The organism is Solibacillus sp. NPDC093137, from assembly GCF_050280445.1.
Taxonomy (GTDB): Bacteria; Bacillota; Bacilli; order Bacillales_A; family Planococcaceae; genus Solibacillus; species Solibacillus isronensis_B.
Genome location: NZ_JBNNVH010000001.1, coordinates 533,986 through 553,302 on the forward strand (window position 1 = coordinate 533,986; position 19,317 = coordinate 553,302).

The 19,317-nt window shown below is 41.9% G+C and carries 17 protein-coding genes; 15 read left to right on the top strand and 2 right to left on the bottom strand.

The annotated features are described in order from the left end of the window. Positions 1-48: 48 nt before the first annotated feature. Complete coding sequence (locus ACQKN3_RS02650) at positions 49-1,620, top strand: DUF342 domain-containing protein (protein ID WP_427709164.1); 1,572 nt, start codon at positions 49-51, stop codon at positions 1,618-1,620. After that, entirely contained in the window at positions 1,620-2,345 is a 726-nt protein-coding gene (locus ACQKN3_RS02655; RefSeq protein WP_427709166.1) for a glycerophosphodiester phosphodiesterase, read from the top strand. Before ACQKN3_RS02650 ends, ACQKN3_RS02655 begins: the two co-directional genes overlap by 1 nt. A gap of 162 nt (positions 2,346-2,507) precedes the next feature. Here the strand turns inward: ACQKN3_RS02655 and ACQKN3_RS02660 are convergent, their stop codons facing one another. Beyond that, positions 2,508-2,741: a DUF2627 domain-containing protein gene (locus tag ACQKN3_RS02660; protein WP_251687080.1), complete on the bottom strand. Its 234-nt coding sequence runs from the start codon at positions 2,739-2,741 to the stop codon at positions 2,508-2,510. A gap of 403 nt (positions 2,742-3,144) precedes the next feature. On the opposite strand from ACQKN3_RS02660, the gene ACQKN3_RS02665 reads away from it, so the two are divergent. The 10 genes from ACQKN3_RS02665 to ACQKN3_RS02710 all read left to right on the top strand — a co-directional run bounded on the left by ACQKN3_RS02665 (position 3,145) and on the right by ACQKN3_RS02710 (position 16,046). After that, complete coding sequence (locus tag ACQKN3_RS02665) at positions 3,145-4,239, top strand: Leu/Phe/Val dehydrogenase (RefSeq protein WP_251687082.1); 1,095 nt, start codon at positions 3,145-3,147, stop codon at positions 4,237-4,239. Positions 4,240-4,294: 55 nt separating this feature from the next. Beyond that, the gene (gene lpdA, locus ACQKN3_RS02670) at positions 4,295-5,704 is read left to right on the top strand and encodes a dihydrolipoyl dehydrogenase (RefSeq protein WP_251687084.1); all 1,410 of its coding nucleotides are present in this window, start codon (positions 4,295-4,297) and stop codon (positions 5,702-5,704) included. A 20-nt stretch (positions 5,705-5,724) separates the two neighbouring features. Beyond that, a complete protein-coding gene (locus tag ACQKN3_RS02675; protein WP_079527564.1) occupies positions 5,725-6,735 on the top strand; it encodes a thiamine pyrophosphate-dependent dehydrogenase E1 component subunit alpha in 1,011 nt (336 codons plus the stop codon). Beyond that, complete coding sequence (locus ACQKN3_RS02680) at positions 6,735-7,718, top strand: alpha-ketoacid dehydrogenase subunit beta (protein ID WP_427709170.1); 984 nt, start codon at positions 6,735-6,737, stop codon at positions 7,716-7,718. Before ACQKN3_RS02675 ends, ACQKN3_RS02680 begins: the two co-directional genes overlap by 1 nt. A 369-nt stretch (positions 7,719-8,087) precedes the next feature. Further along, positions 8,088-9,446: a dihydrolipoamide acetyltransferase family protein gene (locus ACQKN3_RS02685; RefSeq protein WP_251687088.1), complete on the top strand. Its 1,359-nt coding sequence runs from the start codon at positions 8,088-8,090 to the stop codon at positions 9,444-9,446. A 126-nt stretch (positions 9,447-9,572) separates the two neighbouring features. After that, a complete protein-coding gene (locus tag ACQKN3_RS02690) occupies positions 9,573-11,255 on the top strand; it encodes a methylmalonyl-CoA mutase family protein (RefSeq protein WP_427709173.1) in 1,683 nt (560 codons plus the stop codon). Further along, positions 11,252-13,402, top strand: coding sequence for a methylmalonyl-CoA mutase (gene scpA / locus ACQKN3_RS02695; RefSeq protein ID WP_427709175.1), 2,151 nt, complete (start codon positions 11,252-11,254; stop codon positions 13,400-13,402). The genes ACQKN3_RS02690 and scpA overlap by 4 nt, the downstream gene beginning before the upstream one ends. A 2-nt stretch (positions 13,403-13,404) precedes the next feature. Then, positions 13,405-14,493, top strand: coding sequence for a methylmalonyl Co-A mutase-associated GTPase MeaB (gene meaB, locus ACQKN3_RS02700; RefSeq protein WP_251689995.1), 1,089 nt, complete (start codon positions 13,405-13,407; stop codon positions 14,491-14,493). 78 nt (positions 14,494-14,571) lie between these two features. Continuing rightward, a complete protein-coding gene (locus ACQKN3_RS02705) occupies positions 14,572-15,012 on the top strand; it encodes a BrxA/BrxB family bacilliredoxin (RefSeq protein WP_251687094.1) in 441 nt (146 codons plus the stop codon). A gap of 77 nt (positions 15,013-15,089) precedes the next feature. Next, positions 15,090-16,046: an aromatic acid exporter family protein gene (locus ACQKN3_RS02710; protein WP_251687096.1), complete on the top strand. Its 957-nt coding sequence runs from the start codon at positions 15,090-15,092 to the stop codon at positions 16,044-16,046. 247 nt (positions 16,047-16,293) lie between these two features. On the opposite strand, the gene prli42 is transcribed toward ACQKN3_RS02710, so the two are convergent. Then, positions 16,294-16,389, bottom strand: a complete 96-nt coding sequence (gene prli42 / locus ACQKN3_RS02715) for a stressosome-associated protein Prli42 (RefSeq protein WP_008404197.1) — start codon at positions 16,387-16,389, stop codon at positions 16,294-16,296. 203 nt (positions 16,390-16,592) lie between these two features. Here prli42 and mce point away from each other — a divergent pair, with 203 nt between their 5' ends. The 3 genes from mce (at position 16,593) to ACQKN3_RS02730 (ending at position 19,305) form a co-directional block, all read left to right on the top strand. Further along, a complete protein-coding gene (gene mce / locus ACQKN3_RS02720) occupies positions 16,593-17,006 on the top strand; it encodes a methylmalonyl-CoA epimerase (protein WP_251687099.1) in 414 nt (137 codons plus the stop codon). 2 nt (positions 17,007-17,008) lie between these two features. Beyond that, positions 17,009-18,577 carry an acyl-CoA carboxylase subunit beta gene (locus tag ACQKN3_RS02725; protein ID WP_427709178.1) on the top strand — a complete coding sequence of 523 codons (1,569 nt, stop codon included), beginning with the start codon at positions 17,009-17,011 and terminating at the stop codon, positions 18,575-18,577. 236 nt (positions 18,578-18,813) lie between these two features. Then, the gene (locus ACQKN3_RS02730) at positions 18,814-19,305 is read left to right on the top strand and encodes a tetratricopeptide repeat protein (RefSeq protein WP_427709180.1); all 492 of its coding nucleotides are present in this window, start codon (positions 18,814-18,816) and stop codon (positions 19,303-19,305) included. Positions 19,306-19,317 lie beyond the last annotated feature (12 nt).

The window sequence follows — 19,317 nt, forward strand, 5'->3', positions numbered from 1 at the left end:
ATTATCAGAAATATGTATATACTGTAATGTATGAGGAGGTGGAATGGCATGGTTATTCATGAAAATCACTTTTTTGAAATAATAAAAAATGAGGGAAAAATATATTTGCAAACCCGACAGCCAGGTTTTATGCTAAAAGACTTCGAAACGATTTTGCGCCAAAATCCTCGTATTAAACTAACGAATTTTGCATTATTAAAAGAGGGACTAAATGAAGTGACTGACACCCCGGTTGAAATCGGTAAATGGCTTCCATCGATTGTAATCGAAATTTCCCGAGATAAAATGTCAGCATCGCTTTTTGTATATGAGACAGCGGAGTATATAAAAGAAAATGTGCAATCCATACAAAAAAAGGTTCAGAAGCTTTTAGCTGAAGATAACATAACGTACGGTATTTTAAATGTGAAACTGGAATCGATTGTCACTGCGAAGGCAACATTGATTGCGCAAGGAACACCGCCTGTCAAAGGTGAAGATTCACAAATTACCTATTTAGAATTACCTGAGCGAAAACCGGTTATAAGAGAAGATGGCAAAGCGGATTATTATGATATGAACTTTATTTATGAAATTGAAGAAGGCGCATGGCTTGGTGAGAAAATTCATGCACAGCCAGGTATTCCGGGAATAAATATTTATGGGGAATCGATTCCTGCTCCTTTGGGGCGAGATTTGCCGTTGAATTATGACAAGAAATCGGCCTATGAAGTTGAAGAAGAGGGAAAAACGGTACTTCGCTCGAAAATAAGCGGGGTAGTTGAAGAACATCAAGGAATGGTGAGTGTGAATCAGCATTTACCAATTGACGGTGATGTCGGCATCGAAACCGGGAATATTGAATTTAATGGATCTGTCTCAATTAAAGGAACTGTCCAGCCAGGCTTTTCCGTTGTTGCAAATGGTGATATTTCAATCGAACATCCAGAAGGTGTATCCGGCGCAAAACTGATTAAGTCCCTTTACGGGGATATTTTTATTCGAGGAGGCATATTCGGTTTAGGCGAAACACTTGTAGAAGCTGCCGGAGATATATTCGTTAAACATGTAAATGATGCCCATTTAGTCGCAGGTCAAAATCTGAATATTGGATTTTATTCGTTAGGTTCAAATTTGACTGCACATTCCATTTTGGTTGATGAGCGGAAAGGGAAAATCATCGGTGGGACTGCAATCGCAAAAAGTACAATCGTTTCGGCGTTTACAGGAAACCGACTGGAAAGACCGACTGAATTAATCATTAATAGCATAAACAGAGCACAAAGTCTTGAGGTAATTCAATACAAGGCATCGCTGCTAAAATCAATGCATGAAGATATGGTGCAGCTTGAGGCACAAATAGAACGCATCCTTCCTGTTATACATACGTTAACACCACGACAATTGGCGGCATTGGAGCTCACAAAACAAAAGCTCGCTTCCAATAAAGAAACAGCGCAGAATTTAGATCGGGAAATTAAACAATTAATGAACGATTTACGCAAAGTTAGTAAAGCAGAGATTCATGTGACGAAAGAAGCATATCCTGGTACATATATACAGATTGGCAAAAAGTCCACTGTTTTGACGTCTATAACAAATGGACGATTTTTAATAGAAAATGGAGAGTTGAATGTATAATGAATAACATACCCATTTTTGCCCACCGAGGGGCATCAAGCTTTCACTTAGAAAATACGTTTGCTGCCTTTAAAAAAGCGAAAGAACTTGGGGCAGATGGCATTGAACTGGATCTCCAAGTTTCAAATGATGGTATTTTAGTGGTATTCCATGACAATGACTTAAAGAGACTGGCCGGTATTAATAAAATGGTCAATCAGTGTTCTTATGACGAGCTCATTCACTATAAATTAGGTCCGCGGTTTAAACGGCTGTTTCGTCGTGACCGGATGATTGCCTTTGCCGACGTACTGGAATGGGCGAATGCCGAAAATATTGCGTTGAATGTAGAGCTGAAAGAGTCGCTATTAACGAATGAGCATGTTCTGAAGGAATTACTGCAAACGATCAGCTTACCTGAAAACAGCCATTTCTCTTCATTCCATGATTCTCTGCTAAAGATTGTGAAAGAGATTCGCCCGGACATCGAGACGGCGTATATTATTACGAGAAAATTCTATTGGGCCACATTAGCGGAGCAAAATTTTTTCGATGCGATACATGCACATAAACGGTACTATAAAGATCAATATTTAGAGGCCTGTAAAACGGCTAATATCGGCATGCGTTTTTACGCAATCCAGGGAAATGAATCTTTCTTAAAAAATCCCCATTCGATTGTAAAAGGGTGGATTACGGATTTTCCGCATTTAGTTCAGGAAGCCCAGAAAAATCGACAAGTTTGATTTTATTTAAATGAAATGTGGAAGTAATTCCCTATTTACTTTTACCCTAATAATTTTGTGGAATGCCACAATAACATTACTCTTCTTCATTGAAGAATTAACTGAATATACGAAAAAAATCAAATTTCCCTATAAAGAGAAATTTGATTTTTTGTTTTGTCTTTATTTCTGCCAGCGCTCCGATACTTTACCACGCTTGCGATCCCGGTACAGTAAAAACCCTGCAAAAAATAAAAATGAAACGGCAAAGAATATGGCACCGACGACGAATTGTAACCAAATCCAAGGAAATGGTGAAATTAAAATACCGAATAATGTGTCTCGCATAAATTTTATCCCGGCAGCCATTAAAATTGCGGGAATGACTAGTACGATAAATGCAGCCATACGTGCCATTTACAGACCTCCTTCAGACAAAAAACAGTAAATGAAACAATGTCTCAGATTATTTTTAGTATCACTTAATTTTACAATGCAGGCAGAGAAAGTCAATAATCGGGTATAGATTCATAGAATGGAAATATGGGATGAGTACAATAAAACTTAAATTACTATATTGAAATAGTTTTTTCGAAAGTAATTTTGCGTGGTTTTCAAATTTGATTTTGCGTAAAAATTGTCCGAATATTCTAATTTAAATCAAATTAAGGATTTCTAGTTGCATCCTTTTAGATTTATAAGTATTGTAAAAATAACGATAATAAAATTATACAAATTTAAGTATTTATTATCTTTAATTAACAGAAAATAATAATATACGAGAAAGTAAGCGCTTTCTTGAGTGGAGGGGTATAGTGTTATGGAAATTTTCAAGTACATGCAGAAATATGATTTTGAACAAGTAGTCTTTTGCCAAGATGAGGCATCGGGGTTAAAAGCGGTTATTGCTATTCATGATACAACATTGGGACCAGCTCTTGGGGGTTCGCGCATGTGGACATATGCCTCAGAGGAAGCAGCTATTGAAGATGCACTTCGTCTAGCACGCGGTATGACTTATAAAAATGCGGCAGCAGGCTTAAATTTAGGTGGCGGTAAAACAGTTATTATTGGAGATCCGTTCAAGGATAAAAATGAAGAAATGTTCCGTGCATTAGGACGTTTCATTCAAGGTTTGAATGGTCGATATATTACGGCAGAAGATGTCGGTACAACGGTTGCAGATATGGATTTAATTCATGAAGAAACAAATTATGTAACAGGTATTTCTCCGGCATTCGGCAGCTCTGGCAATCCTTCGCCAATTACAGCGTATGGTGTATTTTTAGGGATGAAGGCAGCAGCGAAAGAAGCATTTGGAGATGACTCGCTGGCAGGCCGTAAAGTAGCAGTTCAAGGTCTTGGGAATGTTGCGTACACATTATGTGAATACTTGCATAAAGAAGGAGCGAAACTAATCGTAACTGACATTAATCAGCAAGCAATCGATCGTGTCGTTGCAGACTTTGGAGCAGTAGCTGTAGCACCTGATGAAATTTACGCACAAGATGTGGATATTTTCTCACCATGTGCTCTTGGCGCAATTGTCAATGATCAGACGATTCCGACATTCAAAGCGAAGGTTATTGCTGGATCTGCAAACAATCAGCTGGCAGAATCAAGACATGGTAAAGTACTGCATGATTTAGGGATTGTTTATGCACCGGATTATGTGATTAATGCAGGTGGGGTTATTAACGTAGCAGACGAGTTATACGGCTATAATCGCGAGCGTGCAATGAAGCGTGTAGAAACGATCTACACAAGCTTGGAAAAGATTTTTGCAATTTCAAAAGAAGAAGATATTCCAACATATTTAGCAGCAAACCGTTTGGCAGAAGAGCGTATTGCTCGTGTAGCAAAATCCCGCAGTCAGTTCCTTCAAAACGAAAAAAATATTTTAAACGGTCGCTAATACGCGATTACGAAAGAAGAAATTGATTTTGTAACTGGAAAAAGGGGTGTCGGTTATGGCGAAAGATTATGATGTCGTTATTTTAGGCGGAGGCACAGGCGGTTATGTAGCCGCGATTCGTGCGTCACAGCTCGGATTGAAAACGGCAATCGTCGAAAAAAATAAAATGGGGGGTACATGCCTGCATGCGGGCTGTATTCCAACTAAAGCATTGCTCCGAAGTGCGGAAGTATATGTGCAATCGAAAAAGGCACTTGATTTTGGGGTGGAAGTAAATGACGTCAAAATCGATTTTGAACGTGTCCAACAAAGAAAGGCTACCGTTGTAGATAAGCTTTACAAAGGTGTCCAGCACTTGATGAAAAAAGGAAAGATCGACGTATATGATGGTTTCGGCCGCATTTTAGGACCATCTATTTTCTCGCCGATGCCAGGTACGATTTCAGTGGAAATGAATGATGGCACAGAGAATGAAATGCTTGTGCCGCAAAACGTCATCATTGCGACGGGTTCTCGCCCTCGAACATTGGACGGATTGAAAGTTGATGGGAAAAAAGTATTCACATCAGATGAATTCCTGACAATCGAAAAGCTCCCGAAGTCAGCTATTATTATCGGTGGTGGCGTAATTGGTGTCGAATGGGCGTCAATGCTCACTGATTTCGATGTTGAAGTCACGATTATCGAGCTAGGTGATCGTTTGTTGCCGACTGAAGATGCAGCCATTTCCGCGGAGATGCTGAAATCTTTAAAAAAGCGCGGGGTGAATGTTCATTTCAATGTAAAACTTGATCCTTCCGCAATTGATACAAAGGAAAATGTATCACTACAAGTGAATGATGAAACCATTTCAGCGGAAGCACTTTTACTATCAGTTGGAAGGATAGCGAACACGTCAAACATCGGCTTGGAGAATACGGAAATCGAACTGGACAATGGATATATTTCAGTAAACGAACATTTCCAGACGAAAGAACGTCATATATATGCTATAGGAGATGTTATCGGTGGAATGCAGTTGGCACATGTTGCTTCACATGAAGGAATACGTGCTGTCGAGCATATTGCGGGACAGAATTCGATTCCACTGCATTATGCAAATATTGCACGAGGCGTCTACAGTAATCCGGAAGTCGCAAGTGTCGGCCTTACGGAAGAGCAAGCGAAAAACAACGGCTATAAAGTTGTGACAACAACATTCCCGTTTAAAGCGATCGGTAAAGCGATTGTGTATGGTGAAACAGCAGGCTTTGTGAAAGTAGTTGCCGATGAAAGTTCGAATGATGTTGTCGGGGTCCATTTAATCGGACCACATGCAACGGATTTAATTTCTGAAGCTGCACTTGGCTTGTTTTTAAATGCCTCACCATGGGAAGTTGGACAGATGGTGCATTTGCATCCTTCGCTAAGCGAAATTATTGGGGAAGCCGCACTGGCGATTGAAGGCAAAGCAATTCATTTTTAACAGCGACAAGGGGGTATTTTATGACGGACACTAATATTACACATGAACAATTGGGATTAACGGATGAAGATGTACTGAAAATGTACGAAACAATGTTAATGGCACGCCGTATTGATGAGCGGATGTGGCTGTTAAACCGTGCTGGCAAAATACCATTTGTTATTTCATGCCAAGGACAGGAGGCGGCTCAAGTAGGTGCTGCCTTTGCCCTTGATCATACAAAGGATTATATTGCGCCGTACTATCGTGATATGGGGGTTGTCCTTCATTTTGGGATGACTGCTAAAGATTTAATGCTTTCGGCGTTTGCGAAAGCGGAAGATCCGAACTCTGGCGGGCGTCAAATGCCGGGGCATTTCGGGCAAAAGAAAAATCGTATACTTACGGGTTCTTCTCCTGTAACGACACAAGTACCGCACGCGGTCGGTGTTGCACTTGCAGGAAAAATGCAGCAAAAGGACTTTATCACATTTGTAACGCTCGGTGAAGGTTCGTCAAACCAAGGGGACTTCCATGAAGGAGCAAACTTTGCGGGCGTGCATAAATTGCCGGTTATTATCATGGTAGAAAACAACCAATATGCAATTTCTGTACCGGTTGAGCGTCAACTGGGCTGTGCACAAGTATCAGACCGTGCAATCGGCTACGGGATGCCTGGTGTAACGGTAGACGGCAAAAATCCGCTGGAAGTATACAAAGTGGTGAAAGAAGCGGCTGATCGTGCACGTCGCGGTGAAGGGCCTTCACTGATCGAAACGGTTTCGTTCCGATTGACAGCCCATTCTTCGGATGATGATGATCGTCAATATCGTACAGCTGAGGATATTGCAGAAGGAAAAGCAAAAGACCCGATTATTTTATTTGAAACATACTTAAAAGACAACGGTATAGCGGATGATGCGCTATTGGAAGAAATGAACAAAAAAATTATGGATACTGTCAATGAAGCGACAGATTATGCAGAAAATGCAGCCTATGCCTCGCCAGAACATGCATTGCGTTTTGTGTATGCGGAAGGAGAAGATGCGTAATGCCGGTAATTTCTTATATTGATGCGATTAACTTAGCGATGAAAGAAGAAATGGAGCGAGATGACCGCGTCTTCGTATTAGGTGAAGATGTTGGGTTAAAAGGCGGCGTGTTCAAAGCGACAACAGGTCTGTATGACAAATTCGGCGAAGCACGTGTATTGGATACACCGTTAGCGGAAAGTGCGATTGCCGGTGTCGCCATCGGTGCAGCGATGTACGGCATGCGTCCGATTGCTGAAATGCAGTTTGCGGACTTTATTATGCCTGCTGTAAATCAGATTGTTTCGGAAGCGGCAAAAATTCGTTACCGCTCAAACAATGACTGGAGCTGTCCTTTAGTTGTGCGTGCTCCGTTTGGTGGGGGAATTCATGGTGCCCTTTATCACTCACAATCGGTTGAAGCGATGTTTGCAGGGACTCCTGGATTGAAGATTGTCATTCCGTCAACACCATATGATGCAAAAGGCCTGTTAAAAGCAGCCATTCGCGATCCGGATCCGGTACTGTTTTTCGAACATAAACGTGCATACCGTCTTATTAAAGGTGAAGTGCCGTCAGATGATTATACATTGCCGATCGGAAAAGCCGATGTGAAGCGCGAAGGTGATGATGTAACCGTCATTACGTACGGTCTTGCAGTACATTTTGCATTGCAGGCAGCAGAACGCCTGGCAAAAGACGGCATCGAAACGCACATTTTAGATTTGCGTACTGTTTACCCGTTAGATCAAGAAGCTATTATTGAAGCAGCAAGAAAAACAGGGAAAATCCTTCTTATCACAGAGGACAATAAAGAAGGCAGTATTATAAGTGAAGTGGCGGCCATCATTGGAGAGCATTGCCTATTTGAACTGGATGCACCGATCAAGCGTCTCGCGGGACCGGATGTACCTGCAATGCCATACGCACCAACAATGGAAAAGTTCTTCATGATTAATCCCGACAAAGTAGAAAAAGCAATTCGCGAACTCGCTGAATTCTAGTTAATAGAATAAGGGACAGAATATTTAAGCTACAATTTTGTAGAGAAAAGAGTTGATTGGAATGGAAGGGAGGCGAGTGTTCGTGCTGACGGTTTCACCTTTCGCACTGCTAAAACACAAGCTGACGGCTAGCGCCTTTCGCTACAAGATTTTCTCTGTGACGAAAGCGTAAGCGACAGTCACAAGCAAGCTTCCTGCGGGAACAGCCTGTGGGAGAGACTACAGGCTCGAGCCGGGCCCGCGGAAAGCGTCCTCCCTGAAATGGAAATCAACTCATATATTTTGAGATGCCCTTATTTAATTCAAGTATCTATATTTGGCTTGCAACTTTTTTGAAATAAGGCCTATTAGTTAAAGGGGGATTGTTTAATGACAATTCAAAATATCGTCATGCCGCAACTTGGAGAAAGTGTGACAGAAGGTAAGATTGAACGCTGGCTTGTCCAAGTGGGAGACAAAGTAAATAAATATGATCCATTAGCAGAAGTAACAACAGATAAAGTTAATGCCGAAATCCCTTCTTCGTTTGCAGGGGTAATTACAGAATTAATCGCAAACGAAGGCGAAACATTGCCGGTAGGCGCAGTTGTATGCGCGATTGAAGTGGAAGGCTCAGAAATGCCGCCAGCACCAGTAGAAAAAAGCTCGAATGTCAGCTCGGCAATTCTAAATGCCGGCCCACAGAAAAAAGAAGAAGAAAAACCAGCAGCAAAAAAAGAAGACAAACCGGTGCGCACAGAACGCAAGCCTGGTCGTTTTTCACCTGCAGTTTTAGCATTGGCCAATGAACACGATGTCGACTTGGCCCAAATTACCGGCACAGGTGTCGGCAATCGGATCACAAGAAAAGATGTTGAAGCCTATGTTGCTGCGGGTAAGCCGACAAGTCAGGATATTTCGAATGACGAACAACCAACAGCATTCGCGGAGCCAAAACAAGAATCGTCTTCGCAAGAGTCAGCACAAGGCTCTACACAAGAACCGGTATCGTCGCCTCAGCCGAAACAGGAAATCCCTGTTGCTGCTGGAGATATTGAAATTCCGGTTACGCAAGTCCGTAAAGCAATTGCGAAAAATATGCTGCGTAGCGCACATGAAATTCCGCATGCATGGATGATGATGGAAGTCGATGTGACAGAGCTTGTTGAATACCGTGACAGCATAAAAGAAGATTTCAAGAAAAAAGAAGGCTTCAACCTAACGTATTTTGCATTTTTCCTAAAAGCGGTCTCCCAGGCGCTAAAAGAATTCCCGATCATCAACTCTGTATGGGCGGAAGATAAAATTATTCAAAAGAAAGATATTAATTTATCGATTGCTGTAGCTACTGATGATGCACTATTCGTGCCGGTTATCAAAAATGTCGATGAAAAATCGATTAAAGGCATCGCGAAGGAAATTCATGAATATGCACATCTTGTACGCAACGGAAAACTGAAATTGGAACATATGCAAGGTGGTACATTTACAGTCAACAATACCGGATCATTTGGTTCTGTTCAGTCGATGGGCATTATCAATCATCCACAGGCAGCAATTTTGCAGGTGGAAAGTATTGTAAAAAGACCTGTAATAGTACAGGGTAATATGATTGCTCCACGCTCTATGGTAAATTTATGTTTATCTTTAGATCATAGAATTTTAGATGGCATGATTTGTGGTAAATTCTTATCTCGTGTGAAAGAAATTCTCGAAAATGTCGATAAACAGAAGATGTCAGTCTACTAAAAATGCCGTGAAAGCCTGTAAAATAAGGCTTTCACGTTTTTTTTCTCTTTATTGTCAGAACATTCTCGTGTAAACTATAGTACAGAAATATAACAAGGGGGGAAGCTACTTAGCGACCACATGTCAATGAATATGAAAGAGATCGAATTTCAAACAGCTAGCTATGAGCAGTGGAAGGAAGAAGCGGTAAAAGCATTAAAAGGAAAACCGTTTGAATCCTTATTTACAAAGACAATTGAAAATATCACGCTTGACCCACTTTATACAGAAGAAAGCTTAATCGAAAAATTGGGAGACCAACTGGAGAAACAAGTATCAACAATCCGTTCTTTAACAAAACAAACGAGCTTCACTATTGCACAGCAAATCGCCGGCAATGATGCAGCCAGCTTTTTTGCCAATATCGAGGATAGCTTATCGCGAGGCAATGAAATGATTACAATCAACAGCCCGGTTGCATTTGACTGGTCTGAACAAGACAGCGAAAAACTCGCTTCTTATTTATCGGAAAATTCATTTAAATTTATCGTCGCTTCTGCTGAAGATGCAGTGCTGGATGTATTCAAATATATTGACGAAGCTAAACGTAAAGACGTTGTAGGCTATATTGTTTCACCTGAAACATTAGAATTAGCTGACTATCCAAACGTCCGCACGTTTTGTGCAAATACGATTCCATTCCATAATGATGGCGCTAATGCGGTTCAAGAGCTTGCTATTGCGCTTGCGCAAGCAGCTAAACTTGCGAATACGGCTGAAGATTTTAAAGCATTTGAACAGAAGTTTTTCGTACAGTTCGCTGTCGATACACAATTCTTCGCAGAAGTAGCAAAACTTCGTGCATTCAAAGTATTATGGAAAGCGTTTGCTTCAGCATTCGGCAATGAAGCAAGCGCTGTCCCGGTCGTAGTGGAAACTTCGGTACGCAGCTTCTCGAAATATGATGTTTATGTAAACTTATTACGTGCAGGCAATGAAGCGTTCTCAGCGGCAATCGGCGGTGCAGATGTTATTACGGTACATCCGCATGATGCATTGACAGGTGTATCAGGGCAATCGATCCGTATTGCGCGCAATGTTTCCCTTGTTACGAAAGAAGAGTCACATGTAACTAATGTCATCGATCCATCAGGAGGTTCGTACTTTATCGAATCACTAACAGCTGACTATGTAAAAGAAGCATGGGCACTGTTTTTGGAAATCGAAATTGCCGGCGGATTGGAAGCATACGGTATCAATGCTCAAATTGAGGAAGTGTATCAGGCGCGCATGAAGCAAGTGGAGACACGCAAGCATTCACTAATCGGTACGAACATTTATGCAAACCCGCAAGATACAGTAGCAACAACTGAAAATGCTCAATTTGCAGGTGTAAAACGTCTTGCCATTCCATTTGAAAACTTACGTGCCACTTATGCACAAACTGGAATCAAGGCAGCGATCTTAACATTCGGCGAACTGAAAAACTACAAGCCGCGTGCAGATTTTGTACAAGGATACTTTGCGACAGCGGGTGTTGTAGCATATCAAACAGCAGGCTTCCAAACAATTGAAGATGCAACAACTTGGCTTGCAAGTGCCGACTATGACTATGTAGTCGTAGCAGCAACGGATGAAGATACAAAAGCCATTGTTCCGGCATTACTAGAAAACAATAAACAAACGGTTGTATTGGATGCAGCAGGTAAGTATAAAGAAGATGAAGCGGCGTGGACTGCAAATGGCTTAAACGGCTTTATTTATGCAGGTCAGAACATCGCCCGCAAGCTGTCGGATGTCGTGATGAGCGTGAAGGGGGTACAACAATGAGTAAAGCAAATTTCGCAACGGTTGTCATTGAAGATGTATTAAAACAAGAGCAACTTACTTCTACAGGCTCGTACGTGACAAATGAAGGCATTGAAGTGAATTCGGTTTACAATAAAGAAGATATTCAAGACGCAAAACATTTGAATGATGTGGCTGGTATTGCACCAAATACACGTGGTCCATATCCGACAATGTATGTAGCGCGTCCATGGACAGTGCGTCAATATGCAGGTTTCTCGACTGCGGAAGAATCAAATGCCTTTTACCGTCGTAACTTGGCAATGGGTCAAAAAGGGCTTTCAGTCGCATTTGACCTGGCAACACACCGCGGTTATGACTCGGATCACCCTCGTGTAACAGGGGATGTCGGAAAAGCCGGCGTTGCGATCGATTCAGTAGAAGATGCAAAAATTTTATTCGACGGCATTCCACTTGATCAAATGTCGGTATCGATGACGATGAACGGTGCAGTATTACCGATTCTTGCGTTCTACATCGTTGCAGCTGAAGAACAAGGAGTATCGCCTGATAAATTGGCCGGTACGATCCAAAACGACATTTTAAAAGAATATATGGTACGTAACACATATATTTATCCACCGGCAATGTCGATGAAAATTATTGCAGACATTTTTGAATATACCGCGAAATTCATGCCGAAATTCAATTCGATTTCTATTTCGGGTTACCATATTCAAGAAGCGGGTGCGACAAATGATATCGAGCTTGCGTATACATTGGCTGACGGTCTTGAATATGTACGTACTGGTTTAAAAGCGGGCATTGACATTGATGCATTTGCACCGCGTTTATCGTTCTTCTGGGCGATCGGTATGAACTATTACATGGAAGTTGCAAAAATGCGTGCAGCACGTCGCATTTGGGCACAAATGATGTCTACATTCAATCCGAAAAACTCGAAGGCTCTTGCATTGCGTACACACTCGCAAACATCAGGCTGGAGTTTAACGGAACAAGATCCATTCAATAACGTAACACGTACATTGATCGAAGCGAACGCGGCTGCAATGGGCCATACTCAGTCGCTTCATACGAACGCACTGGACGAAGCAATTGCTTTACCGACGGACTTCTCGGCTCGAATTGCACGTAATACACAGCTATTCCTGCAGGAAGAAACAGGAATGACTAAAGTAATCGATCCATGGGGCGGCTCGTACTATGTTGAAAAGCTGACAGAAGAGCTGACAGAAAAAGCATGGGCATTAATCGAAGAAATCGAAGCTCTTGGCGGAATGGCGAAAGCGATTGAGACAGGACTTCCAAAAATGAAAGTTGAGGAAGCAGCGGCTAAACGTCAGGCGAAAATCGATTCAAAAACAGAGACGATTGTCGGCGTAAACAAATACCGCCTTGCGGAAGAAGATCCAATCGACATTTTGGATATCGACAATGCGATCGTACGCGAATCACAAATTGCTCGTCTTGAAAAAATGAAGGCTACACGTGATGAAGTGGAAGTACAAAAACATTTAGCACGTTTAACAAAAGCGGCTGAAGACGGCTCTGAAAACTTATTAGCTGTTGCAGTGGATGCAGCAAGAGCACGTGCATCATTAGGTGAAATTTCGGATGCGATTGAAGCAGTATCTGGCCGTCATAAAGCGGTTATCCGTTCAATTTCTGGTGTCTACTCTGCAAACTTCTCGGATGATGAAATGATTTCTGAAGTGAAGCAAATGACAGAAGACTTCCTGGAAGCAGAAGGTCGCCGTCCACGTATTTTAGTGGCGAAGATGGGACAAGACGGACATGACCGTGGTGCGAAGGTTGTTGCAACTGGTTATGCGGACTTAGGTTTCGATGTCGATATTTCTCCGTTGTTCATGACACCGGAAGAAACTGCACAAATGGCAAATGAAAACGATGTACACTGTATCGGAGTATCTTCTTTAGCAGCAGGTCATAAAACATTAGTGCCTGAACTTGTAGCTGAATTGAAGAAATTAGGTCGCGAGGACATTATCGTCATTTGCGGCGGGGTAATCCCGGCTCAAGACTATGAGTTCCTGTATGAAGCAGGTGCTGCGGCGATCTTCGGGCCAGGTACTGTGATTCCAGTATCGGCGATCCGCATTATAGAAGAAATTTATAAAAAGTTAGGTTATGAGGAAGTGGCAGAGTAGTGATGCCACAAGACGAGAAAAGCGCTTTATTTGTCATGGATGGTGTGAAGGGTGGTCATGATGGTATGAGCTATTCAAACCCGAAAAGGTTCCGGAAAAAAAAGCAGGAAGCACTTGATCTACAGACGCTGGCTGGCGAAGTACGTGCGGGTAACCGTACTTCGCTCGCAAAAGCGATTACGCTCATTGAAAGCTCGAACAATGCCCATAAGGAAGAAGCACAGAAGCTGCTGCAGGAGCTGTTGCCTTATACGGGCAATTCAATCCGTATTGGCATCACCGGTGTACCGGGTGCGGGGAAAAGTTCGTTTATCGAAGCATTCGGTACGATGCTGTGCAAAATGGGCAAGCGCGTTGCGGTTCTTGCAATCGACCCGAGCTCTTCGCTTTCAGGCGGCAGTATTTTAGGGGACAAAACACGAATGGAAGAACTGGTACGCCAGGAAAATGCCTTTGTCCGTCCATCACCGAGTGCCGGTACATTAGGCGGTGTCCATAAAAAGTCCCGCGAAACGATGCTGTTATGTGAAGCGGCAGGCTATGACGTCATTTTGATTGAAACAGTCGGTGTCGGTCAGAGTGAAACGTATGTGCGCGGCATGGTCGACTTCTTCCTGCTGCTAGTCTTAACAGGTGCGGGAGATGAGCTTCAAGGGATGAAGAAGGGCATTATGGAGCTTGCAGACGGCATTATCGTTCATAAAGCGGACGGTGACAATATGCGCCCTGCACGCCGGACAATGCAGGAATACAAGCAGATCCTTCATTTCCTTCAGCCATCGACTCCTGGATGGCTCAGTACGTCACTGACCGTATCGTCCCTTGAAAAAACGGGGCTCGACAAAGTATGGGATATGCTGATGGAATTTGAGCAGACGATTAAGCAATCGAATTATTGGACGACACGTCGCCATGAACAAACGCGCGACTGGTTCCATACAATGATTACCGATCATTTAATAGATTCGTTCTATAAAAATCCGGAACGCAAAAAGCAGGTCCGGACACTTGAGGAAGAAATATTGCATGGCCAACTGACGGTTACACAAGGTGTTAATGCACTATTTGGCGAAAAAGATGAAAATAAATGAATGATAATCAACAGTCTTTGCACATCTTTCGTAACCTTGCTATGATAAAAAGGAACATAGAAAGGGGCTAAAAAGCTTATGAACATGGATTATGATTTATTTATGCAACAAATTACAACGACTGCACGTGCAGAGATGGAAGCAGCAGGTTATGAACAACTGCGCACTCCGGAAGATGTGGAAGCAGCGTTTGCTCGTAAAGGAACAACTCTTGTTATGGTGAATTCTGTATGTGGTTGTGCTGGCGGTATTGCACGTCCAGCAGCAACACATGCTGTACATTACGATAAACGTCCTGACCATTTAGTAACAGTATTTGCTGGTCAAGATAAAGAGGCAACAGCAGCTGCACGTTATTATTTCGGTGAAGATCACATCCCATCATCACCATCATTCATTTTATTGAAAGATGGACAAGTTGTAGGAGAAGTTGGCCGCTTTGAAATCGAAGGACATGACCCAATGAGTGTTGTAACAAACCTTCAAGGGCACTTCGAGGAAAACTGCGAAGAAATCTAATACTACTAGAGTTATTGTGTAACGGGTGCGTATTGAACGTACCCGCTGCACAGCTATAACGGGGGAGTTCAACCGATATGAAGAAATTTTCAATCGGCTATCGTACTTTAAAAACAGCCATTGGTGCTGCTGTTGCGATAGCAATTGCCCAATATTTTGATTTGCAGTTTTTCACGGCAGCTGGTATTCTGACGATTTTAAGCATTCAACCAACAAAACGTAAATCTCTCCATGCAGTGTACACCCGGATTGTTTCAACATTTATCGGGATTACTTATGCATTTATATTTTTCGAAATATTCGGTTATTCGCCGATTGTTTTAGGGGTTGTTATGATTCTTTTCATTCCGACAATCGTTTCACTAAAGGTTGTGGAAGGGTTTATCTCAAGTTCGGTAATTATGATGCACATTTATTTGACCGGCAATTTTACGGTCGATCTGCTAATTAATGAATTTTACTTAATGGCAATCGGTTATGGGGTTGGTTTAGTCGTAAATATGTACATGCCGGATATCCAGCAGGGCCTGTATTACCACCGCGAAAAATTGGAGTCGTTATTGAAGAAAATTCTTGCAGAAATTGCAGGGTATCTAAGAGATGGCGATACATTATGGGACGGTCACGAACTGATTGAGATGGCAAAAGTGGTCGAGGCAGGAAAAGCGCTGGCATTCCAAGATGTTGAAAACCACGTGACTCGTAAAGAAAATACATTTTATCTGTATTTTGATATGCGTGAAAGACAGCTGGAAATTATAGAGCGCGTGTTGCCGAAAATTACGACACTGCCGGTAATGACAGAGCAGGCTACATTAATTGCAGCCTTCATGGAAGACTTGAGCGAACATGTCCATTCAGGAAATACAGCAAGCCGCTTTTTGGAAAAACTCGACAAAGTAAAAGAAGAGTTCGCCAAAATGCCATTGCCAAATGATCACGAAACATTCCTCGCAATGGCTGCGTTGTACCAGTTCATCGAAGAAATGGATGAATACCTGGTCATCAAGCAATCGTTCAAGGGGATGAAATAAAACGGAACATGATGGGATGGCAACTTTTGATTTAAATGCAAATTGATTGGAATGAAGGGGAGGCGACTCCAGCGGGAACAGCCCGAGGGAGAGCAATAGGAAGAAAAGCTAAGAACGCAACGTCCTGTGGCAACGCTTTTGTGACCAACATCGTGTTGGCCTCGGGCCCGCGGAAAGCGTCCGACCCGGAATGGAAATCAACTTCAGAAACCGGATGAATTAAAAAAAATGGATGCATAAACATCCATTACATAATTGCTGCGACACCCATTGCAACAGTTGAGATTAACATGATAACAACCATTGAATAAACGACTATTTTTTGAAACTTTTTGTTGCTCATTCTTTTCGCTCCTTCAATATGAACTAGTACTAGTTTATCAAATTTGAAGGAATTCTCAAGTACAATAGATTTTACATTTTCGGAATTTTAAAAAATTCTTTATCGGGAGTAGCAAACACCCATTAAAAAAGCCTCGAACAAATGTCTGGATACGATTCAGATGAGGCGGAATTAATAATTTTATTCAAAAGGGAGTCAGTACCGTGGAAAAAGTGGATCATATCGGCATTGCCGTACGTAATATTGAAGAACGTATTACATACTACACAGAAACGCTAGGCCTGAAATTATTAAAGATGGAAGAAGTAGAATCACAGCAAGTAAAAGTTGCTTTTATCGATGCAGGCAACGTAAAAATTGAGCTGCTTGAGCCAATGAGTGAAAAAAGCGCAATCCATGGCTTTTTGGAAAAACGCGGAGAAGGCATTCACCATGTTGCATTTGGCGTAACAGGTATTCGTGAGCGCATGGCTGAACTTCGTGAAAAAGGTGTACGACTATTATCGGAAGAGCCAGGACCAGGTGCTGGCGGTGCGGAAGTAGCATTCTTACACCCGAAAGACTCATATGGTGTACTTTATGAATTATGCGATAAAAGCGGAAAAGGGGATAAGTAACGATGACAACAATGACAGTAACTCCAGATATGTTTGATAAAATTAATGAGCTTTATGACCGTAAAGAAGCGATCCAGCTTGGTGGCGGGGATGCGCGTATCGAAAAGCAGCATGAAAAAGGGAAAATGACTGCCCGTGAACGTATTGATATGTTATTGGATGACGGGTCATTCGTTGAAATCAATCCTTTCATCACACACCGTACTGTTGATTTCGGTATGGATGAACTGGAAGGCCCTGGTGACGGCGTAGTTACTGGTTTCGGTAAAATCAATGGCCGTAATGTGTATTTATTTGCACAGGACTTCACAGTATTCGGCGGTGCGCTTGGTGAAATGCACGCGAAAAAAATCGCAGCGGTAATGGATTTAGCAGCGAAAAACGGTACGCCTTTTATCGGCATTAACGATTCAGGCGGTGCGCGTATTCAAGAAGGTGTATTATCACTTGACGGCTACGGTCACATTTTCTACCGTAACTCAATCTATTCTGGTGTAATTCCGCAAATCTCAGTAATTATGGGACCTTGTGCGGGTGGTGCTGTTTATTCACCAGCGATTACAGACTTTATTTTAATGGTTGATAAAACATCTCAAATGTTCATTACTGGCCCTAAAGTAATTGAAACAGTAACAGGCGAAAAAATTTCAGCTGAAGGTCTTGGCGGTTCTAAAGTGCATAACGCAACTTCAGGAAATGCCCACTTCCGTGCTGAAAACGAAGAAGCTGCCATTGCACAAATTCAGCAATTACTTTCTTACTTACCACAGAACAACAGAGAAAAAGCACCGAAACAAGCTGCTCCAGAAGGCGATAACTTCCGTTCAGAACTTGTTGATGTTGTGCCGATTGACCAAACAAAATCTTATGATGTTCGTAAAGTAGTAGAACAAGTAGTTGACGAAGGTTCATTCATGGAAGTGCAAAAAGAATTCGCGAAAAACATTGTTGTTGGTTTTGCACGTATCGCGGGTGAATCAGTTGGTTTAGTATGTAACCAGCCGAAATTCCTTGCAGGCGGATTAGATATCGATTCATCTGATAAATTAGCTCGTTTCGTACGTACATGTGACGCATTCAACGTGCCTGTTATTACATTTGAAGACGTATCTGGTTTCTTCCCAGGTGTTAAACAAGAGCACGGTGGGATTATCCGTCACGGTGCGAAAATTCTTTATGCTTACTCAGAAGCAACTGTACCAAAAATTACAGTTATTTTACGTAAAGCATACGGCGGTGCGTACGTAGCATTGAACTCGAAAGCGATTGGAGCGGACTTAGTATTCGCTTGGCCGAATGCGGAAATCGCGGTAATGGGTGCTGCTGGTGCGGCAAACATTATTCATGCAGGTGAAATTGCGAAATCGGCTGATCCGGAAGCAACACGTGCAGCGAAAATTGAAGAATACAAAGAAAAATTCGCAAATCCTTATGTAGCGGCATCACGCGGTATGGTTGACGATGTTATCGATCCACGTGAAACACGTATTAAGCTGATCCAGGCATTGGATATGCTTTCAACAAAGCAGGAAGACCGTCCATACAAAAAGCACGGGAATATTCCACTATAATTTTTAAATAAAGTACCCTCAGAAACATCTCTTAAATGATTTGTATACAATACAATCATTTTTGAGGTGTTTTTTTGCTGATATAGAGCCCTAAATGAAAAAATACAGGAATAATACTAGAAAGTTACTAAAAAATATTTACCTGTAATATGGTAAATCCTCCAATTTTATTATAGTGAAATTTTCAAAAAGCCTTTATGCTATATAAATGGAAAGACGATATAGGAGGACAAAGTATGAAGGAAATCAACCAGCTACAGAGGGCAATTGATTTAAGAAGCGATGGGGAATTACAACAATCCAATCAATTACTATTGAAATTAGTTGAACAACATCCGAACGAAGCCCTTATAAATTACCAGTGTGCATGGAGCTTCGATGTACTTGGCAAAGAATCGAATGCAGTACCATACTATGAAAAAGCAATACAAGGTGATTTGAATGATGAAGATTTAGCGAATGCTTATTTAGGTCTTGGCAGTACATATAGAACACTAGGGGAATACGAAAATTCAAAACATACGTTAGAAAAAGGGGTGGAGAAGTTTCCGCACAATTTAGCCATTCAAGTATTTTATGCGATGACATTGTTTAACTTGAAAGAACATGAGCGTTCAATGGAGCTTCTATTGAAAAATTTAGCAGCTACTTCGTCTGACCCTCAAATTCAGAAATACAAAAAAGCCATTTTATTTTATAGTGATAAATTAAATAAAATGTGGAAGTGAGTGATTAATTCA